A 22,323-nucleotide genomic window follows, 5' to 3' on the forward strand; every position below is an offset into this window, starting at 1 on the left:
CCAACGTAACCCGTAGAGCTGTTGAGGCGTCAAAAGCGCGCTGCGAACGATCCCACGGGCGAGCTCGGCGGGGCAAGCTGCCGAGCTGCCGCGGCCCGCCGCCACGCTGCCCGCAGGGGTGGACGGTCAAAGGCAGCGGTGTGCGCTCAGCTGTGGCGGACGATCAGGAGGATGCCCCACCCGATCGCCGCGAGGACCACCGCGAAGCACACCGCGGCCACGGCGTAACCGCCTACCCCGGCAGTGGCACGTACGCCCCCGTCCCCCTCGGCCCCGGCCGCCGGGTTGAGGGCGCGCACGGCGATGGCGAACAGCGCGGGCAGCCCGGCGCCGGCGAGGAAGCCGACCACGACGATCTTCCAGAGCGCCTCCGGGTCGATCCAGGAGTTCACGGGGCCACCTTGTCGCTGGGGGGCGGCACCGGGACGACCGAGCCGGTCCACGCCGCGTTGACGTTCTCCGGGGTGACGGCCGGGTAGCGGGACGCGATGAAGAAGGCGACCGAGGCCAGCACCAGGACGGTGAAGACACTCACCACGCCGACGGTGCCGCCGATCCCCCGGGCGGTCCAGTAGGCCAGCGCGCCGACCAGTGCCGCGGCCGGGAGGGTGAGCAGCCAGGCCACCACCATGCGGCGGGCGATGTTCCACCGCACGACCGCGCCCCTCCTGCCGATCCCCGATCCGAGGATCGACCCGGTGGCGACGTGGGTGGTGGAGAGCGAGTAGCCGAAGTCGGCGGAGCAGAGGATGACCGCCGCCGAGGCCGACTCACTGGCCATCCCCTGCGGCGGTTCGATCTCCACCAGTCCCTTGCCCAGCGCCCGGATGACCCGCCAGCCGCCGATGTAGGTGCCCAGGGCGATGGCCAGGGCGCAGGAGGCGATCACCCACACCGGGGCCTTCGCCCCACCGCCCAGCCTCCCGTCGGCGATCAGGGCCAGGGTGATGACGCCCATGGTCTTCTGCGCGTCGTTGGTGCCGTGGGCCAGCGAGACCATGCAGGCCGAACCGACCTGACCGCTCCGGAAGCCGCGCGTGCGCGGGCCTTCGGCGACGCCGCGGGTGAGGCGGTAGACGAGGTACGTGCCGAGCGCCGCGACCGATCCCGCGATGACCGGTGACAGGGCGGCCGGCACGATCACCTTGGCGACGAGGCCGTGCCACTTGACGGCCGAGGTGCCGGCCGCCGCCACGGTCCCCCCGACCACGCCGCCGATCAGCGCGTGCGAGGAACTGGAGGGGATCCCGAGGTACCAGGTCGCCAGGTTCCACAGGATGCTGCCCGTCAGGCCCGCCACGACCACGGTCAGCGTCACGCTCTGGCTCTCCACCAGGCCGCTGGCGATCGTCGCGGCGACCGCGGTCGAGAGGAACGCACCCACCAGGTTCAGCACCGCCGAGACGCCGACCGCGACCCGCGGCGGAAGGGCGCCGGTGACGATCGAGGTCGCCATGGCGTTGCCGGTGTCGTGGAACCCGTTGGTGAAGTCGAAACCCAGCGCGGTGACCACCACCAGCGCCAGAACCACGTCATTGCCGGTCACGGGGTCGAACCTAACCCGCTGACCGCCGCCGATCCGCTCTCCTCACCACCCGGACGCGCCGGGAACCGGGGGCGCCATCCGATCGGCCCTACCGGAGGCCGGGGCCCCACAGGGCCGGCAGGGTGATCGGTAATTCGGTGTCGCCCATCCGTTCGAGGCTGCTAGCGTCCCGGACGTGGCAAAGCTGAACCAGATCATCGCCGTCGAAAAAGGCGTCAAGTCCAAGTCCTTCCAGGAGCTGACCCAGGCCCACCAGGACCTGCAGAAGCCCGCGCTGCTGGCCGGGATCTCCCGCACCTACCAGCCCAAGGACGAGGAGGGCGAGCAGCTGCCGCCCGAGGCGACCCGTGTGCAGCTGAAGGCCGAGGACATCCTGCGGTCCACCGCGAACACCCTCACCCGGCTGTTCGACGTGACGGCCACCAAGGACTGGGCCAACGTCGACGCCCGCGCCGACGTGGTGGTGGACGGCCAGGTGCTCCTCGCCCAGGTGCCGGTGCCGTACCTGCTCTTCCTGGAGAAGCAGCTCACCGACCTGTTCACCTTCGTGAAGAAGCTCCCGGTGCTGGACGCCGCCGAGTCCTGGAACCTCGATCCGTCCACCGACTCCTGGAAGACCGAGCCGGTGCGCACCATCCGGACCAAGAAGGTGCCGCGCAACCACGTCAAGGCCGAGGCCACCGAGAAGCACCCGGCCCAGGTCGAGGTCTACTACGAGGACATCGCGGTCGGCTACTGGACCACGGTCAAGTTCTCCGGCGCGCTGCCGGCCCGCCGGGTGAACGAGCTCGCCGAGCGGGTGGAGAAGCTCCAGCAGGCGGTCAAGTTCGCCCGTGAGGAGGCCAACGCCGTCGAGGTCACCGACCGGAGGGTGGGCGACGCCGTCTTCGGCTACCTGTTCCGGTAGCCCCATGATCGCCCGTCCGGGGAGCCGGGCGGGTGCACCGGGCGCGACAACGACCCGTACCGGGAGAACCGGGCGGGTGCGCTGCGCGGTGCGAAAAGCTGACACTGATGTTGAAGCTGACCAGGGGTCACAGTGGAGGTTCGAATCCTCCCCCCGGCACCACCGGCCGGGGTAGCCCAAACCAGGCAGAGGCAGGCCCCGTGAATCTCAGGCTCTCGCTCCAGTCTCAGCATTCGCCGCCGAACACCGGATCGACCGGGTGTGGACGAATATCGACGAATGCAGGTTCGAGTCCTGTCTGTGCCGCTCCGTGGCACGGTAGTTCAAAGGCAGAACGCGTCGATTTCAATCTGATCCACGGCCCTTAAACGTGCCGGTGTGCGCAATTGGGCGGCAAACAGGGGCCCGGGAGCTGGCTACGCTCCCGGGTCCTCTCGCGTTCCGGTACGGGGGTGGCGCGGCCGTCCGGGTGGCCGGGCCGATAATGGACCGAACGATTCCGTGGGTGAGAGGTGGCACATGGCCGGCAGGTTGCGGGTGCTGAGGAAGCAGAACCGGCTCAGCCTGGAGGCACTCGCCGAGCAGGTCGGCGTCACCAAGAGCTACCTCTCCAAGGTCGAGCGCGGCATCAGCGACCCGTCGATCTCGACGGCGCTCAAGCTGGCCCACGCCCTCAACGTCGACGTCGGCCGGCTCTTCTCGGACGAGGTGGAGCCCGAGCTCGTCACCGTCGTCCGAGCCGGCGAGCGCACCCCGATGGGCGCCGGGGCCGGCTCCGGCGCCTCGCGCTACGAGGGCATCGCGACCGGGCTCGGCGGCAAGCAGATGGTGCCGTTCATGATGTATCCGCCGACCGCGCCGACGGACTCGCCGTTCAAGTCGCACATGGGCGAGGAGTTCTTCTTCGTCCACGCGGGCACGGCGGTACTGGAGTTCCCCGAGCGGAGCGTCGAACTCGGTCCCGGGGACAGCGTGTACTTCAACTCGGCGCTCCCCCACCGCTGCCGGAGCACCGGGCCGGAGCCGGCCGAGATCCTCGTGGTCATCCACGACGACCCGGCCGGCCCCTCGGACCGGGTTCCCACCCTGCCCTGACGAACCCTGCCCTGACGTGTCGGGCCGACGTCAGCCCTTCGGCCCGGCGTCGGCGGCCAGGGCGACCCCCGCGGCGGACAGCAGCGCGGCCAGTCGCTCCGTCCGCGCCCCGTCCAGCGGCAGCAACGGGCGCCGGGGCTCGCCGACGTCCAGGCCGCACAGGGCCAGGCCCGCCTTCACCGTGGTCGGCAGACCGCCGCCGAGCAGGAACTGGAGCACCGGCAGCTGCCGGTAGAACACCTGGCGGGCCGTGTCCGGATCGCCCTCGCGAACCGCCCGGTACAGATCGAGGGTGAGGTCGGGGATGACGCAGGGCGCCGCCGTGCACCAGCCGGCCGCACCGGCCGCGAACGCCTCCAGGGCCAGCGGGTTGGACCCGTTGTAGAAGGGCAGCGCGCCGTCGGACAGCTGGGTGAGCCGGTGCATCCGCTGGATGTCGCCGCTGCTCTCCTTGACCATGGTGATGTTCTCCACCTGGTCGACCAGCCGGTGCATGAGCTCCGGGGTGAGGTCGACCCCGGCGGTGGCTGGGTTGTTGTAGACCATCAGCGGGATGCCGATCGCGTCGGCGATCTCGGTGTAGTGCCGGGTGATCTCGCGCTCGTCCAGCCTCCAGTACGAGAGCGGCAGCACCATCACCACGTCCGCCCCGGCCTGCTCGGCGAACCGGGCGCGGCGGACGGCGCTTCGGGTGGTGAGGTCGGCGATGCCGACGACCGTGGGCACCCTGCCCGCGACGGCCGACACCGACGCCTCGGCGGCGGTGTACCACTCCTGGTCGTCGAGGTAGGCGCTCTCGCCGGTGGAGCCCAGCGGGGCGATGGCGTGGCAGCCGGAGCGGACCAGCCGGTCGATCAGCTCGGTGAGCCGGGCGAGGTCGAGGGTGCCGTCGGCAGGGGAGAACGGGGTCACCGGGTAGGCGATGATCCCCTCGAGGACGGTGGTGGCCATGTCAGGAGTCCTTCCGGGTGGCGAGGGCGTCGCCGTGGCCGGCCCGAAGGGCGCGGCGGGCGTAGTACGCGAAGTTGGCCTGGCCGCGCTTGGGGGTGGAGATCCAGTCGTGCGCCTCCTGGGCGAGCAGTTCGGGGATCTCCTGGATCTTCCCGGCGGCGCCGGCCAGGAGCTGGAGCCTGGCGGCCCGTTCGAAGAGCAGGGCCAGCGTGCACGCCTCCTCGACGGTCCCGGTGGCGACCAGCTGGCCGTGGTGGGCGAGCAGGAGCGCGCGCTTGTCGCCGAGGGCGGCGGAGATGATCTCGCCCTCCTCGTTGCCGACCGGGATTCCGGGCCACTTCTCCAGGAACGCGCAGTCGTCGTACAGCGGGCACATGTCCATGTGCGACACGACCAGGGGGGTCTCCAGCATCGAGAGCGCGGAGATGTGCAGCGGGTGGGTGTGGATGATGCAGTTGACGTCCGGCCGGGCCCGGTAGACCCAGCTGTGGAACCGGTTGGCCGGGTTGGCCATCCCGTCGCCTTCCAGGACGTGGAGGTCCTCGTCGACGAGGAGCAGGTTGTCCTCGGTGATCTCGTCGAAGCCCAGGCCCAGGCGCTGGGTGTAGTAGGTGCCCGGACGCTCGGCCCTGGCGGTGATCTGGCCCGCCAGCCCGGAGTCGTGCCCGGCGTCGAACAGGATGCGGCAGGTCAGGGCCAGCTTCTGGCGCACCGTCCAGCCGTTGTCGGGGATCGCGGTCTCCATCCGCTGGTGGGCCAGGTTCACCAGGTCGGACTTGCCCGTCTCGAACGTGTCGGCCATCGCCGTCGTCCTCCTTCGGTCTTCGGTCGAACGCTCCCGCCGGGGCACTGGGCGCGGATCACCCCCGGCGGGCGCGGGCAGCGGCAAGCCGCCCGGCGCAACCGCGGAACCCCGGAAGGACACATATTCCACTTTAGGACACAACGTGTCCTCACGTCGAGAGAGGTCCAGCAGCGGGGCGCCGAGGTCGGCCGCCGGCCCCCGGCCAGAGGGTGCACGAGCGGACTACCGCACGCAGACCCCGGACAAACGGGAGGACCGTCTCCGGCTGACGAGAGGTCCGCTGGCGTCACGGTTTCTCCGGAGGAGGCCGAGCGTTCGCGCGGCGCCAGGCCCGCTGGCCGTGACCGTGACCGTGGGTGATGACGCGTCTGGGCTCATCGGGATTGCCGTACACGAAGGGGCCCGGAACGCTGGGGGCGGGGAGGGAATCCGGGGGGGGAAGCACCCGGAAGATCAGGAGTCCCCACGCATGTCCCCGAAGAGGATCGCCGCCGTCGCCGTGGGCATCGCCGGCGCCGTCGTGCTGGCGACCGTCGCCTACGCGGGCGCGCCCGTCACCCTGAACATGGCCACCGGCAGCGCCGACTGCACCGTCTCGTGGACGAAGGACGGCGTCACCTTCAAGCCCCTCACGCCCGGCAGCAGTGCCTCGGCCTTCCTTGACAAGGACGCCACCGGCACGGTCACCATCGACCTCACCGCCGTCGGCAACCCCGTCACCCTGGCGAACTCCGTCTACATCCGGACGGCGGCCAAGGGCGGCTTCAGCCTGACCGACGCCGCCGGCCACTACGTCCAGGCCACGAACCTCGAAGGCAGCCTCTCCGGCGACAGCACCTTCGTCGTCCAGACCGGCAGCGACCCGGCGGGCACCCGCATCCCCGTCTACGACATCCCCACCCGGCCCCAGATCACCCCCGACGTGCAGTCCCTGGTCCCGCCCCGGGTCGACCTGGCGCTCTCCGACATCCGGATGATCGTCCTGCCGGAGTTCGCCACCGTGATGAACCAGACCTTCGGCGACGGCACCATCCAGCCCGGCGACCAGCTCGGCACCTGCACCGCCCAGACCACGTCCTGACCGCCCGGCCGCCGGCGCGGCCACCGCCCCCCGGTAGATTCGCTCCCCCACCACCGACCGAGGGAGCGCCCGTGCCCGACCGGCCCAGCCTGCTGTACGTGACGGACCTGGCCTACCCGGCCCGGGGGCGGCGGTACGGCGACGAGGACGTCCTCCTCACCTCCCGGCTGCGGGAGTGGTTCGACCTGGCCCTGTGCCACCCGCTCGACGCCCGGGCCCTGATGGGGCGCTTCGACGCGGTCGTGGTGCGCAACAGCGGGCCGGTGCTGCACTACCGGGAGGAGTACGCCCGCTTCCGGGCCCGGGCCCTGGCCGACGGCGTGCGGGTCTACAACCCGCTGACCGGGCGGGGTGACATGGCGGGGAAGCAGTACCTGCTGGAACTCACCGAGCAGGGCCACCCGGTCATACCGACCGTCGACCGGCCGCAGGACCTCGGCCGGCTGCCCGCCGCCGACCGCTACGCCGTCAAGCCCAAGGAGGGCGCCGACAGCATCGGCCTGCGGTTCCTCACCCGCCGGGAGCTGGACGGTCTCGAATGGGGCGAGGTGCTGGTCCAGCCGCGGATCGACTTCCGCTACGAGGTCTCGTTCCACTTCGTGGACGACGCCTTCCAGTACGCCCTCCACACGCCCGACCCGGCCCTGCGCTGGGTGCTGGAGCCGTACGAGCCGAGCGCGGCCGACCTGGAGTTCGCGCGCGGCTTCGTCGGCTGGAACACGCTCGCCCACGGGATCCAGCGGGTCGACGCCTGCCGGGCGCCGGACGGGCGGCTGCTCCTGGTCGAGCTGGAGGACCTCAACCCGTACCTGTCCCTCGACCTGGTCGCCGACGAGGTCAGGGAGGGCTTCGTCGGAGCGATGTCACGGTCGCTGCGCCGCTTCCTGGGGTGACCCCGCCGACGCGCCGCCCCGGGAAGCCTCTCCCGGGGCGGCGCGAACACCGGGGGCGTCAGCAGATCCGCGGCAGCTGTTCGCCGATCGGCAGGTCGACCACCCGGGTACCGCCGAAGCCGGTGCGGGCGACGACCATCCCGGGGTGGTCGGCGACACACTCCCCGATCACCACCGACTCCGCACCGTCCGGGTGGGCGCGCATCGCGGCGAGCACGGCGTCCGCCGAGGTGCGCGGGACGAAGGCGACCAGCCTGCCCTCGTTGGCGATGTACATCGGGTCCAGCCCCAGCACGGCGCACGCGTTGGCCACCGGCTCGGGGACGGGGACAGCGCGTTCGCTGAGCACGACGCCGACGCCGGCCGCCGTCGCGATCTCGTTGAGCGACGCCGCCAGGCCGCCCCTGGTGGGGTCGCGCAGCACGTGCAGGTCGGCGGTGGCGGCGAGCATCGCCTCGACCAGGCCGCCGAGCGGGGCGGTGTCGCTGCGCACCTCGACACCGAACTCCAGGCCCTCCCGGACGCTCATGATCGCCACCCCGTGCAGCCCGATCGGCCCGCTGACGATCACCACGTCACCGGGTACGGCGCGCTGCGGCCGGATGTCGACTCCGGCCGGGACGATCCCGAGGCCGGCGGTGTTCAGGTAGACGCCGTCGCCGTGCCCGGCCTCGACCACCTTGGTGTCGCCGGTGGCGATCTCGACCCCGGCGGTGCGGGCGGCGGCGCCGATCGCCCGGGCGACCCGGTCCACCACCGCCATCTCCACCCCCTCCTCCAGGATGAAGCCGCAGGACAGGTAAGCCGCCCTGGCCCCGCTCATGGCGAGGTCGTTGACCGTGCCGTTGACCGCGAGGTCGCCGATGCAGCCGCCGGGGAAGAACAGCGGCCGAACCACGTAGGAGTCGGTGGAGAAGGCCAGCCGGGCACCGCCCAGTTCCAGGACGGCGGAGTCGCCGAGCCCGGCGAGCACCGGGCCGCCGAAGGCCGGCGCGAAGAGGTTCTGCACCAGTTCGGCGGACAGCGCCCCGCCGCCGCCGTGGCCCATCACCACCCGGGGGTGGTCGCGCAGCGGCAGCGGGCAGCTCCACCCGGAGAAGTCGGGCTGCTCGGAGGACCGCTCGGAGGGCAGTTCGGCAGGCCGCTCGGCGGGCTTTCGGCCCGGCGCCCCGCCGGGCAGGTCGGTGAGCAGTTCGGTGACCAGGTCGATGTCAGCCAACGCGAGTCGCCTCCTGGGCCTGGACGGACGTACCCGGCACACCCAGCCGCCGGTACAGGTAGTACGCGGCGCACGCCCCCTCGCTGGAGACCATCGTGGCGCCGAGCGGTGTGCGCGGTGTGCAGAGCGTGCCGAAGGCCTCGCACTGGTGGGGCTTCAGCAGCCCCTGAAGCACCTCGCCGCTGCGGCACTCGGCGGGCTCGCGGGTGGTGATCCCGGAGACGTCGAAGCGGTGCTCGGCGTCGTGGTCCCGGTAGCGCGGCGAGAGCCGCCAGCCGCTCCGCGGGATCATGCCGATGCCCCGCCAGGAGCGGTCGGCCACTTCGAAGACGTCCTCCAGCATGGCGCGGGCCGCCGGGTTGCCCTCGGCCCGTACGGCCCGCGGGTAGGCGTTGTCGACGGTGTGCTCGCCGCGCTCCAGCTGCCGTACGGTCCGCCGGATGCCCTCCAGGATGTCCAGCGGTTCGAAGCCGGTGACGACGATCGGCACCCGGTGGCGCTCCGCCAGCGCCGGGTACTCGGCGGTGCCCATCACGCTGCACACGTGCCCGGCGGCGAGGAAGCCCTGGACCCGGCAGTCCGGGGAGTCCATGATCGCCTCGATCGCGGGAGGCACCCGGACGTGCGAGACCAGCATGCTGAAGTTGCGCAGGCCCTGCTTTCGGGCCAGGTGGACGGCCATGGCGTTCGGCGGGGCGGTGGTCTCGAAGCCGATGCCGAAGAAGACCACCTCCCGGTCCGGGTTCTCCCGGGCGATCCGCAGGGCGTCGAGCGGCGAGTACACCACCCGGACGTCGCCGCCCTCGCCGCGGACCCGGAACAGGTCCCGGTCGGTGCCCGGCACCCGCAGCATGTCCCCGAAGGAGCAGAAGATCACCTCCGGCCGGGCGGCGATCGCCAGCGCCCGGTCGATCACCTCCAGCGGGGTGACGCACACCGGGCAGCCCGGACCGTGGATCAACTCGACCTTGTCCGGCAGCAGTTGGTCGATGCCGTGCCGGATGATGCTGTGCGTCTGACCGCCGCAGACCTCCATCAGCGCCCACGGCCTGGTGACCGTCGCCCTGATGTCGGCGAGCAGCCCGGCCGCCAGCTCGGGGTTGCGGAACTCCTCCAGGTACTTCACCGTCCGGCCTCCTCGACCGCGTCGACCCCCGCGGCTTCCCACGGGTCGCCGAACTCCTCCTGCAACAGCCCGAGTTCCTCGAAGAGGGCGAGGGTGCGCCGGGCCGACTCCTCGTCCAGCCGTTGCAGCGCGAAGCCCACGTGGACGATCGCGTACTCACCCACCGCGAGGTCCGGCAGGTACTCCAGGCAGACGTCCTTGACCACGCCGCCGAAGTCCATCACCGCCATCCGGGCTCCGTCCCGTTCACCGATCTCCGTCACCCTGCCGGGCACAGCCAGGCACATCCGCTCTCACTCCTCCCGGGTGGCCGACGACCTGGCGGCCACCATCAGCTGGCCGAGTGCCAGCCCTCCGTCGTTGGGCGGCACCCGGCGGTGCCGCAGTACGGTGAAGCCGTCCTCCCGGAGGCCGCCCGCGCAGGCCGAGGAGAGCAGCGCGTTCGCGAAGACGCCGCCGCTGAGCGCGACCGTGCTGGTGCCGTACCGGCTCCGGGCGGCGGTGCAGATCCGTCGGACCAGGTCGGCCACCGCGCCGTGGAAGCGGGCGGCGACCAGCCCGGCGGGGGCACCCGCGGTCACGTCGGCCACCACGGCGGCGAGTACCGGCCCGGGGTCGGCGGTCCAGCCGTCCGCCCGCGTCGGCAGGCCGAACCGGTAGCCGTCCGCACGGCCGAACTCGCAGGCCGCCGCCTCCAGTTCGATCGCCGCCTGGGCCTCGTAGCCGGCCCGCTGGCAGATCCCCGCGAGCGAGGACACCGCGTCGAAGAGCCGCCCCATGCCGGAGGTCGGCACACAGTTCAGCCCTCGCTCCAACTGGCGCCCCAGCAGCCGTAGTTCATGCTCACCACAGGCCCGGACCGGCGGCAGTCCCGACGTCCACGGCAGCCCGGCAGCGCGCAGGTGCGCCAGCGCCGTGCAGTACGGGCGTTCGACGGCCGCGTCCCCGCCCGGCAGCGGCACGTAGCCGAGGTGGGCGAGGCGGCGGAACCCGTCGTAGTCGGCCAGCAGCACCTCGCCGCCCCAGATCGTGCCGTCCTCGCCGTAGCCGGTGCCATCGAAGGCCACGCCGAGCACCGGACGGCCGCCGTCCAGGCCGTGTTCGGCCATCACCGCGGCGATGTGGGCGTGGTGGTGCTGGACCCGGTGCACCGGCCGTCCGGCGGCGGTCCGCTCGGCGTGCCGGACCGAGCGGTAGCCGGGGTGCCGGTCGGCGACCAGCAACTCGGGCCGCACCCCGCTGACGGTGCCGAGCTGCTCCACCGCCCGGTCGAAGGCCCGCAGCGTGGCCAGGTCGTCCATGTCGCCGATGTGGCCCGACAGCCAGGCGTAGCCGCCCTTGGCCAGCGCGAAGGTGTTCTTGAGGTCACCGCCGACCGCCAGCACCGGGCGGACGGGCACCGGCAGCGGGATCGGCAGCGGCGCGTAGCCGCGCGAGCGGCGCAGCGGCAGCTGCTCGCCGTCCACCACCCGCACCACCGAGTCCTCGCACGGGACGTGGATCGGCCGGTCGTGGGTGAGCCAGCCGTCGACCAGCGGGGCGAGCCGGTCCAGCGCCTCCCGGTCGTCGGTGACGATCGGCTCGCCGGAGAGGTTGGCGCTGGTCATCACCAGCAGGTCGGGCCCGGGGGCGGCCAGCAGCAGGTGGTGCAGCGGCGTGTACGGGAGCATCACCCCGAGGTCGGGGCTGCCCGGTGCCACGGCATCGGGGATCGGCCGGCCGGTGCGGCGCAGCAGGACGATCGGCCGGGCCTGGCCGGTGAGCAGTTCCCGTTCGACCGGGTCGACGGGCAGCAGGGCCTCGACGGTGGCGAGGTCGCGGGCCATCACGGCGAAGGGCTTGGCGCGGCGCCGCTTGCGCCGGCGCAGCAGGGCGACGGCCGTGGCGTCGCGGGCGTCGCAGGCGAGGTGGTAGCCGCCGAGGCCCTTGACGGCGAGGATCGCGCCGTCGGCGAGCAGCCGCCGGGCTTCCGAGAGGGCCTGTTCCCCGCCCGGTGCGGGGCGTCCCGGCACGGTCAGGGCGAGGGTGGGCCCGCAGGCGTGGCAGGCGACGGGCTGGGCGTGGAAGCGGCGGTCGGCGGGGTCGGCGTACTCCCGGGCGCAGTCCGGGCACATCGGGAAGCCGGCCATGGTGGTGTCGGACCGGTCGTACGGCAGGCCGGTGACGATGGTGTGCCGAGGGCCGCAGTTGGTGCAGCTGATGAACGGGTGGCGGTGGCGGCGGTCGGCCGGGTCCGCGAGTTCGGCGAGGCAGTCGGCGCAGGTCGCGGTGTCGGGTGGGATCAGGGTGGCGCGTGGGCCGTCGGGGCGGGACGGGAGGATCCGGAAGCCGGTGGCGCCGGTGGCGGTGAGCGGGGTGTGTTCCACCGAGTCCACCTGGGCGAGCGGCGGGGCGTCGCCGGCCACCCGCCGGCAGAAGGCGTCCAGGGCGTCGCGACGGCCCTCGATCTCGGCCAGGACGCCCTCGCCGGTGTTGGTGACGGTGCCGGCCAGGCCGAGTTCGCCGGCGAGCGTGTGGACGAACGGCCGGAAGCCGACGCCCTGCACCAGACCGCGGACGGCGACCCGGCGCCGTTCGCGGTCGAGCCCGGGGTGACCGGCCGTCACGCGCGCTCCCCCACCGCGGAGTGCCCGTGGTGATGACCGTGCTCAGGCCGGTGCTCAGGCCCGTGCGCGTGGTCGTGCGCGTGGCCGTCATCGTGCTCGTGCTCGTGCTCGTCATCGTGCTCGTGCGAGTGCGGCGGCGCCGCGGCCATCACCGGCCGGTGTGGCTGCGCCCCGTCCAGCACGGCCAGCGCCCGGTCCAGCAGCACCCCGACGCCCTCGCCGGTGCGGGCGGAGGTCTTCAGCACCTCCACCCCGGGGTTCACCCGCCGGACGTTGGCCAGGAACGCCGGCTCGTCGAACTCGGCCGCCGCGGCCAGGTCCGTCTTGGTCACCAGCACCAGGTTGGCCAGCCCGAAGGCCGTCGGGTACTTGAGCGGCTTGTCCTCGCCCTCGGTGACGGAGGCCAGCACCACTCGCAGCGTCTCGCCGAGGTCGTAGGAGGCCGGGCAGACCAGGTTGCCGACGTTCTCCACGAACAGCAGCCGGCACTCCGGCGGCAGCCAGCCGTCCAGGTGCCCGGCGAGCATCCGGGCCTCCAGGTGGCAGAGCCCGTCGGTGAGCACCTGCTTGACCGGTGCGCCCGAACGGGCCAGCCGTCGTGCGTCGTTCTCGGTGGCGAGGTCGGCGGTCAGCGCGGCGACCGCCACCCCGCGCCGCCGGGCCAGCCCCAACTCGGCCTCCAGCAGGGCGGTCTTGCCGCTGCCGGGGCTGGACAGCAGGTTCACCGAGGCCGTCCCCCGCGCGGCCAGGGCCGTCCGCAGGGCGCGGGCGCTGTCGTCGTTGCGGGCGAGGACCGCCTGACGGAGGTCGACCGTGCGGCACATCGGTATCAGCCTTTCTGTTCGGCCGGGACGCCGGCTCTCTGCGACCACTCGACGTCGAGGATCTGCAACTCGCGCCCGGACAGCAGCTCGACGCCGCCGCCTCCCGAGCAGCTCGGGCAGCCGAGGTCCGGCGGCATGCCGACCGCCCACTCGACCGCGCAGGGGGTGCAGCGGGCCCGGGCCGCGACGGACTCGGTGTCCAGCCCCGCGCCCGCCACCAGGGTTCCGGTGCAGGCCAGTTCGAAGCAGAAGTCGAGGGCCTCGGGCACCACACCGGCCAACTCGCCCACCCTCAGCCGTACCCGTGCCACTCCCGGGGCGCCGTGCTCGCGCGCGGCCGCGTCCACCTGCGCGACGACGGCTTCGGCGATCGACATCTCGTGCATGGATCCCCAATCGGTGCGAGGCGCGCGGGTCGCGGAGAGCAGGGCAAGAGGGGGAAGGGCGAGGGGCAGCGGCCCCCATTACAGGGCCCGGTGGCGGCATCGGCCCGAAGCCGCGCCGCCACCGGGTACGGGGCTGCGCCGTTCGCAGCAGTCCGCGGCTCACATCCGGGAGATGTGCAGGTACCGCTTGATGTCCGGCAGGCTCTGCCAGACCAGTGCGCCGATCCCGGCCAGCAGGGCGACGCAGAACAGTTTCCTCAGCATGGTGTCGTCTCCTTCTCCGGCTGCGCGGCCTCGTCCACGACCCGCAGGACCACTCGGACCGCCTCCTCCACGGCGGCGGCGACGGGCTCGCTCAGCCCGATCCCTTCCTCCAGCGAGGCCGGCTCGCAGCCGACCACCAGTACCCGTGCGGGCGGCTCGCCGCCGGTGCCGGCGGCGAGCGTGGCGAGCAGCGCCAGCACCGCGTCCGGCCCCATCCGGTGCCCGTCCAGGACCGGCACCTCCGACGGCCGTTCGGCGGCCGGCTCGATCAGGTAGACCGTGCCGGGCGCACCGCCGCGGCAGGTGGCGTCCACCAGGACGGCGGTGTGGTGGCCGTCGAGCAGGCGGTAGGCGAGGTCCACCCCGCGCACGCCGACGTCGACCACCTCCACGCCCGCCGGCAGCGGGTGGGCGGACAGCCGCCGTACGGTCTCGACCCCGAAGCCGTCGTCGCCGAGGAAGACGTTGCCCACCCCGGCGACCAACACCGTCCGACGCGTCACGGCCCCTCCAGCGGAACGACCCCGGCACCGGACCCGGCACCGGCACCGCGAGCAGCCCCGGGAGCGCCCCCGTCGAGCGGCGTGACCTCGTCGGGCTGGAAGTAGCGGAAGCGCCCCTGCGCCCGCCACAGGTCGGCGCCCGGGTCGTCCTCCACCGTGACGGCCAGGTGCACCGAGCCGTCGAGGTCGTGCAGCACCGCCTCCACCACGCCGGTGCGCCCGTCCAGGAAGAGGTCCTGGGCGTCGGTGCGCCGGCGGCCCGGCCGCAGCAGCACCCGGCTGCCGGCGCCGACCTCGCGGCCGTCGACCAGCACCCGGTCCCGCTCCGGGTCGACTGCGGGGTCGTCGGCCGGGTCCCACCAGGGCTGGTCCGCGCCGGCGGCACCGGTGACCTCGCGCAGTCCGCGGATGGCGCCGTGCAGCCGCTCCAGCACCTCTGGCGGCATGGACTCGGCCAGGTCGATGACCGCGCCCGCCCTCTCGTCGGTGCCCCTGGCCTCCCGCTTCTCCTCCTCGGTCAGGGCAGCCGTGCGCAGCGCCAGGATCTCGTCGATCTCGGTGGCGTCGTACAGGGTGCCGAGGCTCTCGGGGGCGATCCGCGGGTGGTCCTCCAGGATGATCGGCGAGGAGAGCACGACCCGGCGCTCGCCGTCCGGGCCGACCAGCACCGGCCAGGTGCGCTCGTTGCGGCAGCGTTCGACGGCGGGGCGGGCCCACTCGGGCGGGTCGGTGACGGACAGGAAGCGTCCGTGCTCCAGTCCGAGCAGCAGGTGGGCGGAGACCAGCGACCGCGGCAGCGCCTGGTCGCGGGTGGCCCGCCGGAGCGGCATCCAGGCGGAGGTGTTCTCCACCTCCACGGTGAGCCGCTGCGCCCGGTACGGGCCCGGCAGTTCCTCGGCCCGCAGCCAGACCAGGCCGTCGACCTGTTCGCGCCGCCGCACCAGCCGGCCGACGACGGCGCCGTGTTCGTGCACCAGCCCGGTCTCCCCTATGCCCGGCAGCCGGAACGGCAGTTGCACCCCTTCGCCCGCCAACTCCTCGACGGGTACGACGAGTTCGATCCGCTCCTCGACGCCCTCGTCCCACTCGACGAGGTCCCGGTCGGCCAGCTCCAGCCGCTCCACGGACTCGAAGCCGACGGCGGTGGCCTTCTCCACGGTGCGCCGCTGGACCCGCAGGAAACGCAGTTCGACCGCCAGCACGTCGCCCTCGCGCGCCTCCATCAGGCACTCGGTGCGCTGGTGGGAGTGCTCGCCGCCCTGGGCGGTGTACTCGGGCGGCACCAGGACGCCGAACTGCCAGCGCAGCCGGTTCTTGGCCGCCGAGGCGCGGTACGGGTAGAGCACGTAGCCCTCCAGCAGCACCGCGTCGGCGATCTGCCGGGCGGCGGCGAAGCCCTGCTCGATCCGCTCGGGGTAGCCGCTCACCGGGCCGTCCCCTCGATGGCCGCCGTCGTGAGCAGCTCGCGCACGGTCGCCTCCCAGGAGGGCAGGGCCCGCCGGGAGCGGTAGGCCAGCAGCTCGTCCATCACGTCGTCCGGCAGCCGCAGCCAGCCGCAGCCGGGGAAGTGCCGGTCGATCGCCTCCCGCCAGACGCGCACCGGCATCCGCACCCTGGTTTCCCGGTCCCAGGGCACCGGGCTGACCTGGAAGCCGCCGGGGCCGGCGAAGGCGGTGCCGGAGAAGAGCAGCAGCAGGGGCGCCTCGCCGCCGTCCAGTGCCCGGAAGTAGCGGGCCGAGGCCACCTCCTGGTCGTAGGTGCACGGCACCGTGAGGTCGATCTCGGTGTCGCCGGTGAAGCCGGGCACCAGCAGCGGCACGGTGGCGAACTGGATCGGGTTGAGCGTGGTCGCCCACCGCTCCCGCCCGCCGAACAGGTCGGTGAGCCGTTCGCCCTCGGTGTCGCCGTACGGCCGGCGGCCGGGTTCGATCCGCAGCTGGCACTGGAGGGCGAGGGCGTGCACCCGGGTGTCGGCCGGCGCCGTGATGCGCAGCCGGAAGACCAGGGCCGGCCCGGCCGCGTACGGGTCGGAACGCACGCCGGTGCAGGCGAAGCCGAGCGCCGTCACGCCGTCACCGCCGCGGGCAGCGGGCGGGCCAGGGCGGCCAACTTGGCGAAGAACTCGTCGAGTTCGGCCCGTGCCTCGGCGCCGCCGTCGAAGCCGTGCCAGCACCGGCGCAGCCGGCCGACCAGTTCGTAGCAGACGTCGATCGGCACCAGGAGGCAGGTGACGTGCTCCCCGGTGCGGCGCAGCAGCAGCGCCTCGACGTCCGGTTCCAGGGCGGCGGCCAGCCGGCTGCCGCCGAGGGCGCGCTGCCAGGTGTCCTCGTCCAGCTCGCTCTCGGTGGCGCCGGCCGGGCCCGGGTAGAAGGCGAGCAGCTGGTCCAGCACGGTGTTGCGGAACAGGAAGGCGGTGCCGACCGGGATGCCCAGTGCCGACCAGGCCCGCTGGTCCAACTCCCCTGCGGGGTCGGTGAGGTAGCGGTCCGGCACGGCGCGGTAGCGGCCGCCGGCCGCGCCCGGCTGCCGGAACAGCAGGCCGCAGGCGGTGCAGGCGCAGGCCAGGGCGCGTTCCTCGACGTCCACCAGGTGGCGGTGGCCGGCCGGGAGGTCGTGGCCGCAGAAGGCGCACTGCTCGGGGCGCGGCGGGGCCGGTTCGCGCAGCCGTTGCAGCAGGGCGGTGCCGTCGCGGGAGATCCGGCGGGTGTTCATCGCACCTCCGCGGCCGGCTGCGGGCGGGTGCCGATCTGGAGCAGCTGCGGGGCGCGTTCCAGCTCGACGGCCGTCACCTCGGGTGCGTGGCAGGCGAGGGCGGCCTCCACGTCCTGTTCGCCGCAGCCGCAGCCGGTGGCCGTGCGGCGCAGTCGCAGGGTGCCGGTGGCCGGGTCGAAACCGGTCACCTCGACCCGCTCGGGCAGGTTGGCGAGGGCCCGGTCGATCCTGGCGGTGAGGTCCTCGGGGTGCAGGTCGTGCAGGAGCAGCAGTCCGGCGACGGCCGGGTCGTCCAGCATCCGGTCCAGGGCGGGCGGGGGCAGCGCCGGGACCAGCCTGGCCAGGCCCTGGCCGTAGAACTCCATGAGTTCGCGGACCAGTTGCTCGCCCGCCTGCTCGGCTCCGGTGTCGGTGAGGGCGTCCAGGGCCTGCTGGATCCGCAGGCCGGTCTGCTCGGCCGTCATGCGGTGAGTCCGCTCAGGCCGGTGGGCACGTGCATGGTCTGCACGGTGCGCCCGCCGCCGACGTACATGTGCACGCCGCAGGGCAGACAGGGGTCGAAGCTGCGTACCGCGCGCATGATGTCGATGCCCTTGAAGGTCTCCGGGGGGTTCTCCTCGAAGATCGGGGTGTTCTGCACGGCGTCCTCGTACGGTCCCGGGGTGCCGTAGCTGTCGCGGACGCTGGCGTTCCACGGGGTGGGCGGGTACGGGTGGTAGTTGGCGATCTTGCCGTCGCGGATCACCATGTGGTGCGAGAGCACGCCGCGCACGGCCTCGGTGAAGCCGCAGCCGATCGACTCGTCCGGCACCTCGAAGCGCTCCCAGGTCTGGCTGCGCCCGGCGCGGACCTCGTCGAGGGCCTTCTCGGCGAAGTGCAGGGCGCAGGCGGCCGCGTAGGCCTGGAAGTAGGTGCGGGCGCGGTTGCGCTCGATGGCGTTGCTCCACTGCGGGATCTTCCACTCGAAGGTGGCCTCGGGCTTGGTCATCGAGCGGGGCAGGTTGATCCGCACGCTGTGGCCGGTGGCCTTGACGTAGCCGATGTCGACCAGCCCGGACAGGGCGGTGGACCACAGGCGGGCGATCGGGCCGCCGCCGGTGTCGAGGGCGAGGTGGTCCTTGCCGTCGAACCAGCGCGGGGACATCACCCAGCTGTACTTGCCGTCGAAGTCGCGTTTCTGCGGGGCGGGGATGGTGTGCTGGTTCCACGGGTGCCGGGGGTCGACGGGGTTGCCGAGCGGGTCGTGGGTGACGAACAGGTCCTTGCCCTGCCAGTCCTCGTAGTAGGAGCTGCCGAGCAGGATGCGGATGCCGAGGTTGATCTGCGTCAGGTCGTTGGTGACGAGCTTGCCGTCCACCACGACGCCGGGGGTGACGAACATCCGCCGGCCCCAGTCGGTCATGTTGCGGTACGTGAAGTCGCAGTGGTCGGGGTCGTTGAGGCTGCCCCAGCAGCCGAGCAGGACCCGGCGCCGGCCGACCTCCTCGTAGCCGGGCAGGGCCTCGTAGAAGAAGTCGAAGAGGTCGTCGTGCAGTGGTACGACCTTCTTCATGAACTCGACGTAGCGCATCAGCCGGGTCAGGTAGTCGGTGAACAGCTGCACCGTGGCGACCGTGCCGACGCCGCCCGGGTAGAGCGTGGAGGGGTGCACGTGGCGGCCCTCCATCAGGCAGAACATCTCCCGGGTGTACCGGCTGACCTGGAGTGCCTCGCGGTAGAACTCGCCCTCGATCGGGTTGAGCGAGCGCATGATGTCGGCGATCGTCCGGTACCCGTGGTCGGCGGCGTGCGGGGCCTCGGTGCGCTCGGCCTGTTCCAGGACGCCGGGGTTGGTCTCGCGGACCATCCGTTCGCAGTAGTCGACCCCGACCAGGTTCTCCTGGAAGATGTTGTGGTCGAACATGTACTCGGCGGCCTCGCCGAGGTTGATGATCCACTCGCCGAGGTGCGGAGGCTTCACCCCGTACGCCATGTTCTGGGTGTAGACGGAACAGGTGGCGTGGTTGTCGCCGCAGATCCCGCAGATCCGGCTGGTGATGAAGTGGGCGTCGCGCGGGTCCTTGCCGCGCATGAAGACGCTGTAGCCGCGGAAGACCGAGGAGGTGCTGTAGCACTCCGCGACCCGCTTCTGCTTGAAGTCGATCTTCGTGTGGATGCCCAGACTGCCCACGATCCGGGTGATCGGGTCCCACGACATCTCGGTCAGGCCGCTGCCGTCGCCGGCCGCCCTGGTGGTCGGTGTTGCCATCGTGTCTGTCGTGTCCTTGTCTGCGAGCGGGGGTCTGTGCGAGCGGGGGTCTGTGCGAGCGGGGTCGGCGAGCGGGCCTGGGTCGGCGGCGGGCCGCGCGCCCGACGGCGCGCGGCCCCGGGGCGTCACCAGGGCGGACGGTAGCCCGTGGTCAGGTGGCGGCCGGTGTGGCGCCACTTGGGTTCCTTGTCCAGGGTCTTCAGCGTGATCGCGCGCAGCCGGCGGATCAGCGAGCCGTACGCGCTGCTGGCGTTGGAGGAGACCCGGGAGCCGGGCGGCGGGTCCATGAAGGGCATGAACTTGTCCGGGAAGCCCGGCATGGTGCAGGCGATGCAGATGCCGCCCACGTTCGGGCAGCCGCCGATGCCGTTGGTCCAGCCGCGCTTGGTGACGTTGCACTTCACGACCGGGCCCCAGCAGCCGAGCCGCACCAGGCACTCGGGCGTGCCGTAGTCGGTGGCGAACTGGCCCTGCTCGTAGTAGCCGCCGCGGTCGCAGCCCTCGTGGACGGTGGCGCCGAACAGCCAGGCGGGCCGCAGCTTGTCGTCGAGCGGGATCATCGGCGCGGAGCCGGCCAGCTGGTAGAGCAGGTAGGTGAGCGTCTCGGCGAAGTTGTCGGGCTGGATCGGGCAGCCCGGCACGCAGACGATCGGCAGCCCGGCCTTGGACTTCCAGTCCCAGCCCAGGTAGTCCGGCACGCCCATGGCGCCGGTCGGGTTGCCGGCCATCGCGTGGATGCCGCCGTACGTGGCGCAGGTGCCGATGGCCACCACGGCGGTCGCCTTGGGGGCGAGCCGGTCCAGCCACTCGCTGGTGGTGATGGGCTGGCCGGTGGCGGGGTCGTCGCCGAAGCCGCACCAGTAGCCCTCCTCCTTGATCTTCTCGTTGGGGATGGACCCCTCGACGACCAGCACGAACGGCTCGATCTCGCCGCGTTCGGCCCTGAAGAACCACTCGACGAAGTTGTCCGCGCCCTGGACCGGGCCGCACTCGAAGTCGATCAGCGGCCAGTGCACCGCGACCTTGGGCAGGCCGGGCAGGGCGCCGGTGACGATCTCCTCGATGCTCGGCTGCATCGCGGCGGTCAGCGAGACGGAGTCGCCGTCGCAGCTGAGGCCGGCGTTGATCCAGAGAATGTGCACCACGTCGGTGTCGGTCTGTTCCGCTGTGGCAGCTGTTGCAGCACCCATGAGGATGCCTCCTCGGGGATGGGAGCCGGACGTATTGGCTCGAATGCCAGTCATAGCAACGGCCGGGGCCGCGCGCCGGTCCGCGCGGCCCGGGCCGGCGCCGGAGGAGGCAAGCCGGGCGGGTCCGTTCGGGTCACACGCGCGCCGCGGCCCCCGTCGCTACCGGGCGCTTGCGGACGAACGCGGATCGCAGCGCGTGGTACGGCGATTCGGGTGTGAAGAACTGCCGGTGCATCACCGCGAGCTCCTCCTCCCGGTAGGCGTCGAGCGGCTTGGCCCGCTCGTCGGCCTCCCGCGCGGCCTTCTTCGCCGCGATCCGCTGCTGGGTGGTGGGCGAGGCGGCGAGCAGCCCGGCCAGGTGGGCCGCGCCCGGCCCGAACTCCTCGGGGCCGCAGCCGAGCACCCGGTCGACCAGGCCGATCCGCTCGGCGGCGGCCGCGGACAGCGGCAGTGCCTGGTGGGTCAGCCGCTCGGCCGCCGCCGGGCCCACCCGGCGCGGGAGGGTGTACGTCCAGTACTCCGACCCGTACAGCCCCATCAGCCGGTAGTGCGGGTTGAGGACGGAGCCGCCGCGGCACCACACCTCGTCCGCGGCCAGCGCCAGCATCATCCCGCCGGCCGCCGCGTTGCCCCCGATCGCGGCGACCACCAGCCGGTCGGTGGTGGTGAGCACCGCGTCGACCAGCTCGTCCATCGCGGTGATGTTGTCCCAGGACTCGGTGGCCGGGTCCGGCGCGGCCTCGATGACGTTGAGGTGGATGCCGTTGGAGAAGAAGTCCCGGCCGCCGCCGAGCACCAGCACCGAGGTCGGGCGGGCGGCGGCGAAGCGGTACGCGGCCAGCAGCCGCCGGCAGTGGCCGGTGGACATCGCGCCGCCCGGGAACGAGAAGCGCAGGAGGCCCACCGGGCCGGCCTCGCGGTAGCGGATGTCCGACCAGACGGGGCCGTCCCGCTCCTCCGGCATCAGCGGCGCCGGGACCTCCGGCAGGGCCGGCAGCAGGCCGCCGAGCGCCGTCGCCGCCGGGAGCTTGACGCCCGCGGGGCCGCCGGGCGTGCGGCGGCGCAGTTCGGCGATCCACACCGCGCCGTCCACCGTCGCCCGGCACACCGCGCCGGTCCGGGTGGCGAGCAGCTCGCCCGGGGCGCCGCGCAGCACCGGCTCGCGGTGCCCGCCGTGCAGGTACCACTCGCCGCCGCACAGCCGGTCGAGCACCCCGGGCCTGGAGTCCGCGGCGCGGAGCCGGCGCAGCACCGCCTCGGTGGGGTCCGCCGTCCAGTCGATCCGGCGCTCCTCCTGGCGCAGGACGGGCCGGGTGCGCACGGTGGCGCTCCAGCCGGGGCCGGACTGCCGCTGCGGCTGGTACGTGCCGGAGGCGAAGCGCTCCACGGCGAGCAGTGCGGCCGCCACCGCCGCGTCGGCGACCTCGTTGCGGTACAGGTCGCTCTTGCCGTACTCGGGCAGCAGGCAGGGCGCCCAGGCCCAGACCGGTCCGGCGTCCATCTCCGCCTCGGCCTGGAGCACCGTGACGCCCCATTCGGTGCGGCCCTCCTGGATCGCCCGGTCGAGTGAGGACGGGCCTCGGTCGCCCGGCGGCCCCGGGTGGACGATCAGGCAGGTCAGCCGCGTCCAGATGTCGCGCGGGATCGCCGTGCGCAGCATCGGGGCGAGCACCAGGTCGGGCCGCAGGCGGCGCACCGAATCACGCAACTCCACGTCGTCACCGGCCAGTTGGAGGTCGACGGTGTGGCGCCGGTCGCGCAGTTCGGCGTGCAGCCGCTGGCTGAGGCTGTTGAACGCGCTGGCGAGGAGAAGAATCCGCATGTCCGCCTCCGATGGGGTGGGGCTCCGGGAACCCGGCGATCATCGCCTCCGTCCGAGCGACCCCCTGCCCCGCCCGGCATGTCGCACCGCGCGTTCACCCGAGCGGCCGGAACGGCGCGGGCGCACCCACCGATAGAATGTAAGC

General features: G+C 72.9%; 23 protein-coding genes. 4 read left to right on the plus strand and 19 right to left on the minus strand.

The window, feature by feature from the left end:
• Window positions 1-146 precede the first annotated feature (146 nt).
• Both ACZ7C5_RS13160 and ACZ7C5_RS13165 read right to left on the minus strand, forming a co-directional pair.
• Window positions 147-392, minus strand: coding sequence for a hypothetical protein (locus ACZ7C5_RS13160; RefSeq protein WP_401082184.1), 246 nt, complete (start codon window positions 390-392; stop codon window positions 147-149).
• Entirely contained in the window at window positions 389-1,546 is a 1,158-nt protein-coding gene (locus ACZ7C5_RS13165; RefSeq protein ID WP_401082187.1) for an inorganic phosphate transporter, read from the minus strand. Before ACZ7C5_RS13165 ends, ACZ7C5_RS13160 begins: the two co-directional genes overlap by 4 nt.
• 175 nt (window positions 1,547-1,721) lie before the next feature.
• Here ACZ7C5_RS13165 and ACZ7C5_RS13170 point away from each other — a divergent pair, with 175 nt between their 5' ends.
• Window positions 1,722-2,453 (plus strand): DUF7873 family protein, encoded by a 732-nt coding sequence (locus ACZ7C5_RS13170; RefSeq protein WP_401082190.1) that lies wholly within the window; start codon window positions 1,722-1,724, stop codon window positions 2,451-2,453.
• Window positions 2,454-2,972: 519 nt separating this feature from the next.
• Window positions 2,973-3,548 (plus strand): helix-turn-helix domain-containing protein, encoded by a 576-nt coding sequence (locus tag ACZ7C5_RS13175; RefSeq protein WP_401082193.1) that lies wholly within the window; start codon window positions 2,973-2,975, stop codon window positions 3,546-3,548.
• A 30-nt stretch (window positions 3,549-3,578) separates the two neighbouring features.
• Here the strand turns inward: ACZ7C5_RS13175 and ACZ7C5_RS13180 are convergent, their stop codons facing one another.
• The gene (locus ACZ7C5_RS13180; protein ID WP_401082196.1) at window positions 3,579-4,499 is read right to left on the minus strand and encodes a dihydrodipicolinate synthase family protein; all 921 of its coding nucleotides are present in this window, start codon (window positions 4,497-4,499) and stop codon (window positions 3,579-3,581) included.
• 1 nt (window position 4,500) lies between these two features.
• The gene (locus tag ACZ7C5_RS13185; protein ID WP_401082199.1) at window positions 4,501-5,301 is read right to left on the minus strand and encodes an aldolase; all 801 of its coding nucleotides are present in this window, start codon (window positions 5,299-5,301) and stop codon (window positions 4,501-4,503) included.
• 472 nt (window positions 5,302-5,773) lie between these two features.
• Between ACZ7C5_RS13185 and ACZ7C5_RS13190 the strand changes: the two genes are divergently transcribed.
• Window positions 5,774-6,385: a hypothetical protein gene (locus ACZ7C5_RS13190; RefSeq protein WP_401082202.1), complete on the plus strand. Its 612-nt coding sequence runs from the start codon at window positions 5,774-5,776 to the stop codon at window positions 6,383-6,385.
• A 71-nt stretch (window positions 6,386-6,456) separates the two neighbouring features.
• Window positions 6,457-7,278, plus strand: a complete 822-nt coding sequence (locus ACZ7C5_RS13195; protein ID WP_401082205.1) for an ATP-grasp domain-containing protein — start codon at window positions 6,457-6,459, stop codon at window positions 7,276-7,278.
• A 58-nt stretch (window positions 7,279-7,336) separates the two neighbouring features.
• Here ACZ7C5_RS13195 and hypE read toward each other — a convergent pair whose 3' ends face one another.
• From hypE to ACZ7C5_RS13270, 15 genes are all read right to left on the minus strand, one after another.
• Window positions 7,337-8,410, minus strand: a complete 1,074-nt coding sequence (gene hypE / locus ACZ7C5_RS13200; RefSeq protein WP_401082871.1) for a hydrogenase expression/formation protein HypE — start codon at window positions 8,408-8,410, stop codon at window positions 7,337-7,339.
• 79 nt (window positions 8,411-8,489) lie between these two features.
• Complete coding sequence (hypD, locus tag ACZ7C5_RS13205; protein ID WP_470322605.1) at window positions 8,490-9,623, minus strand: hydrogenase formation protein HypD; 1,134 nt, start codon at window positions 9,621-9,623, stop codon at window positions 8,490-8,492.
• A complete protein-coding gene (locus tag ACZ7C5_RS13210) occupies window positions 9,620-9,910 on the minus strand; it encodes a HypC/HybG/HupF family hydrogenase formation chaperone (RefSeq protein WP_401082211.1) in 291 nt (96 codons plus the stop codon). Before ACZ7C5_RS13210 ends, hypD begins: the two co-directional genes overlap by 4 nt.
• A 6-nt stretch (window positions 9,911-9,916) precedes the next feature.
• Window positions 9,917-12,229: a carbamoyltransferase HypF gene (hypF, locus tag ACZ7C5_RS13215; protein ID WP_470322606.1), complete on the minus strand. Its 2,313-nt coding sequence runs from the start codon at window positions 12,227-12,229 to the stop codon at window positions 9,917-9,919.
• Window positions 12,226-13,053, minus strand: coding sequence for a hydrogenase nickel incorporation protein HypB (hypB, locus tag ACZ7C5_RS13220; protein ID WP_401082217.1), 828 nt, complete (start codon window positions 13,051-13,053; stop codon window positions 12,226-12,228). Before hypB ends, hypF begins: the two co-directional genes overlap by 4 nt.
• 5 nt (window positions 13,054-13,058) lie before the next feature.
• The gene (hypA, locus tag ACZ7C5_RS13225; RefSeq protein WP_470322607.1) at window positions 13,059-13,439 is read right to left on the minus strand and encodes a hydrogenase maturation nickel metallochaperone HypA; all 381 of its coding nucleotides are present in this window, start codon (window positions 13,437-13,439) and stop codon (window positions 13,059-13,061) included.
• A gap of 159 nt (window positions 13,440-13,598) precedes the next feature.
• Window positions 13,599-13,703, minus strand: coding sequence for a DUF6893 family small protein (locus tag ACZ7C5_RS13230; RefSeq protein WP_380354177.1), 105 nt, complete (start codon window positions 13,701-13,703; stop codon window positions 13,599-13,601).
• On the minus strand, window positions 13,697-14,206 hold the full coding sequence (locus ACZ7C5_RS13235) for a hydrogenase maturation protease (RefSeq protein WP_401082224.1): 510 nt from the start codon (window positions 14,204-14,206) through the stop codon (window positions 13,697-13,699). Before ACZ7C5_RS13235 ends, ACZ7C5_RS13230 begins: the two co-directional genes overlap by 7 nt.
• Entirely contained in the window at window positions 14,203-15,633 is a 1,431-nt protein-coding gene (locus ACZ7C5_RS13240; protein WP_470322608.1) for a hypothetical protein, read from the minus strand. The genes ACZ7C5_RS13235 and ACZ7C5_RS13240 overlap by 4 nt, the downstream gene beginning before the upstream one ends.
• A complete protein-coding gene (locus ACZ7C5_RS13245; RefSeq protein ID WP_401082230.1) occupies window positions 15,630-16,274 on the minus strand; it encodes a DUF6084 family protein in 645 nt (214 codons plus the stop codon). The genes ACZ7C5_RS13240 and ACZ7C5_RS13245 overlap by 4 nt, the downstream gene beginning before the upstream one ends.
• Window positions 16,271-16,918 carry a DUF5947 family protein gene (locus tag ACZ7C5_RS13250; RefSeq protein ID WP_470322609.1) on the minus strand — a complete coding sequence of 216 codons (648 nt, stop codon included), beginning with the start codon at window positions 16,916-16,918 and terminating at the stop codon, window positions 16,271-16,273. The genes ACZ7C5_RS13245 and ACZ7C5_RS13250 overlap by 4 nt, the downstream gene beginning before the upstream one ends.
• Window positions 16,915-17,382 carry a thioredoxin gene (locus ACZ7C5_RS13255; RefSeq protein ID WP_401082236.1) on the minus strand — a complete coding sequence of 156 codons (468 nt, stop codon included), beginning with the start codon at window positions 17,380-17,382 and terminating at the stop codon, window positions 16,915-16,917. The genes ACZ7C5_RS13250 and ACZ7C5_RS13255 overlap by 4 nt, the downstream gene beginning before the upstream one ends.
• Window positions 17,379-19,166, minus strand: coding sequence for a nickel-dependent hydrogenase large subunit (locus ACZ7C5_RS13260; protein WP_470322610.1), 1,788 nt, complete (start codon window positions 19,164-19,166; stop codon window positions 17,379-17,381). The genes ACZ7C5_RS13255 and ACZ7C5_RS13260 overlap by 4 nt, the downstream gene beginning before the upstream one ends.
• Window positions 19,167-19,291: 125 nt before the next feature.
• The gene (locus ACZ7C5_RS13265; RefSeq protein WP_401082242.1) at window positions 19,292-20,356 is read right to left on the minus strand and encodes an NADH-quinone oxidoreductase subunit B family protein; all 1,065 of its coding nucleotides are present in this window, start codon (window positions 20,354-20,356) and stop codon (window positions 19,292-19,294) included.
• 133 nt (window positions 20,357-20,489) lie between these two features.
• Window positions 20,490-22,178, minus strand: a complete 1,689-nt coding sequence (locus tag ACZ7C5_RS13270; protein WP_470322611.1) for an enoyl-CoA hydratase-related protein — start codon at window positions 22,176-22,178, stop codon at window positions 20,490-20,492.
• Between the last annotated feature and the right edge of the window lie 145 nt (window positions 22,179-22,323).

It is taken from the genome of Kitasatospora sp. NPDC036993 (assembly GCF_055607525.1).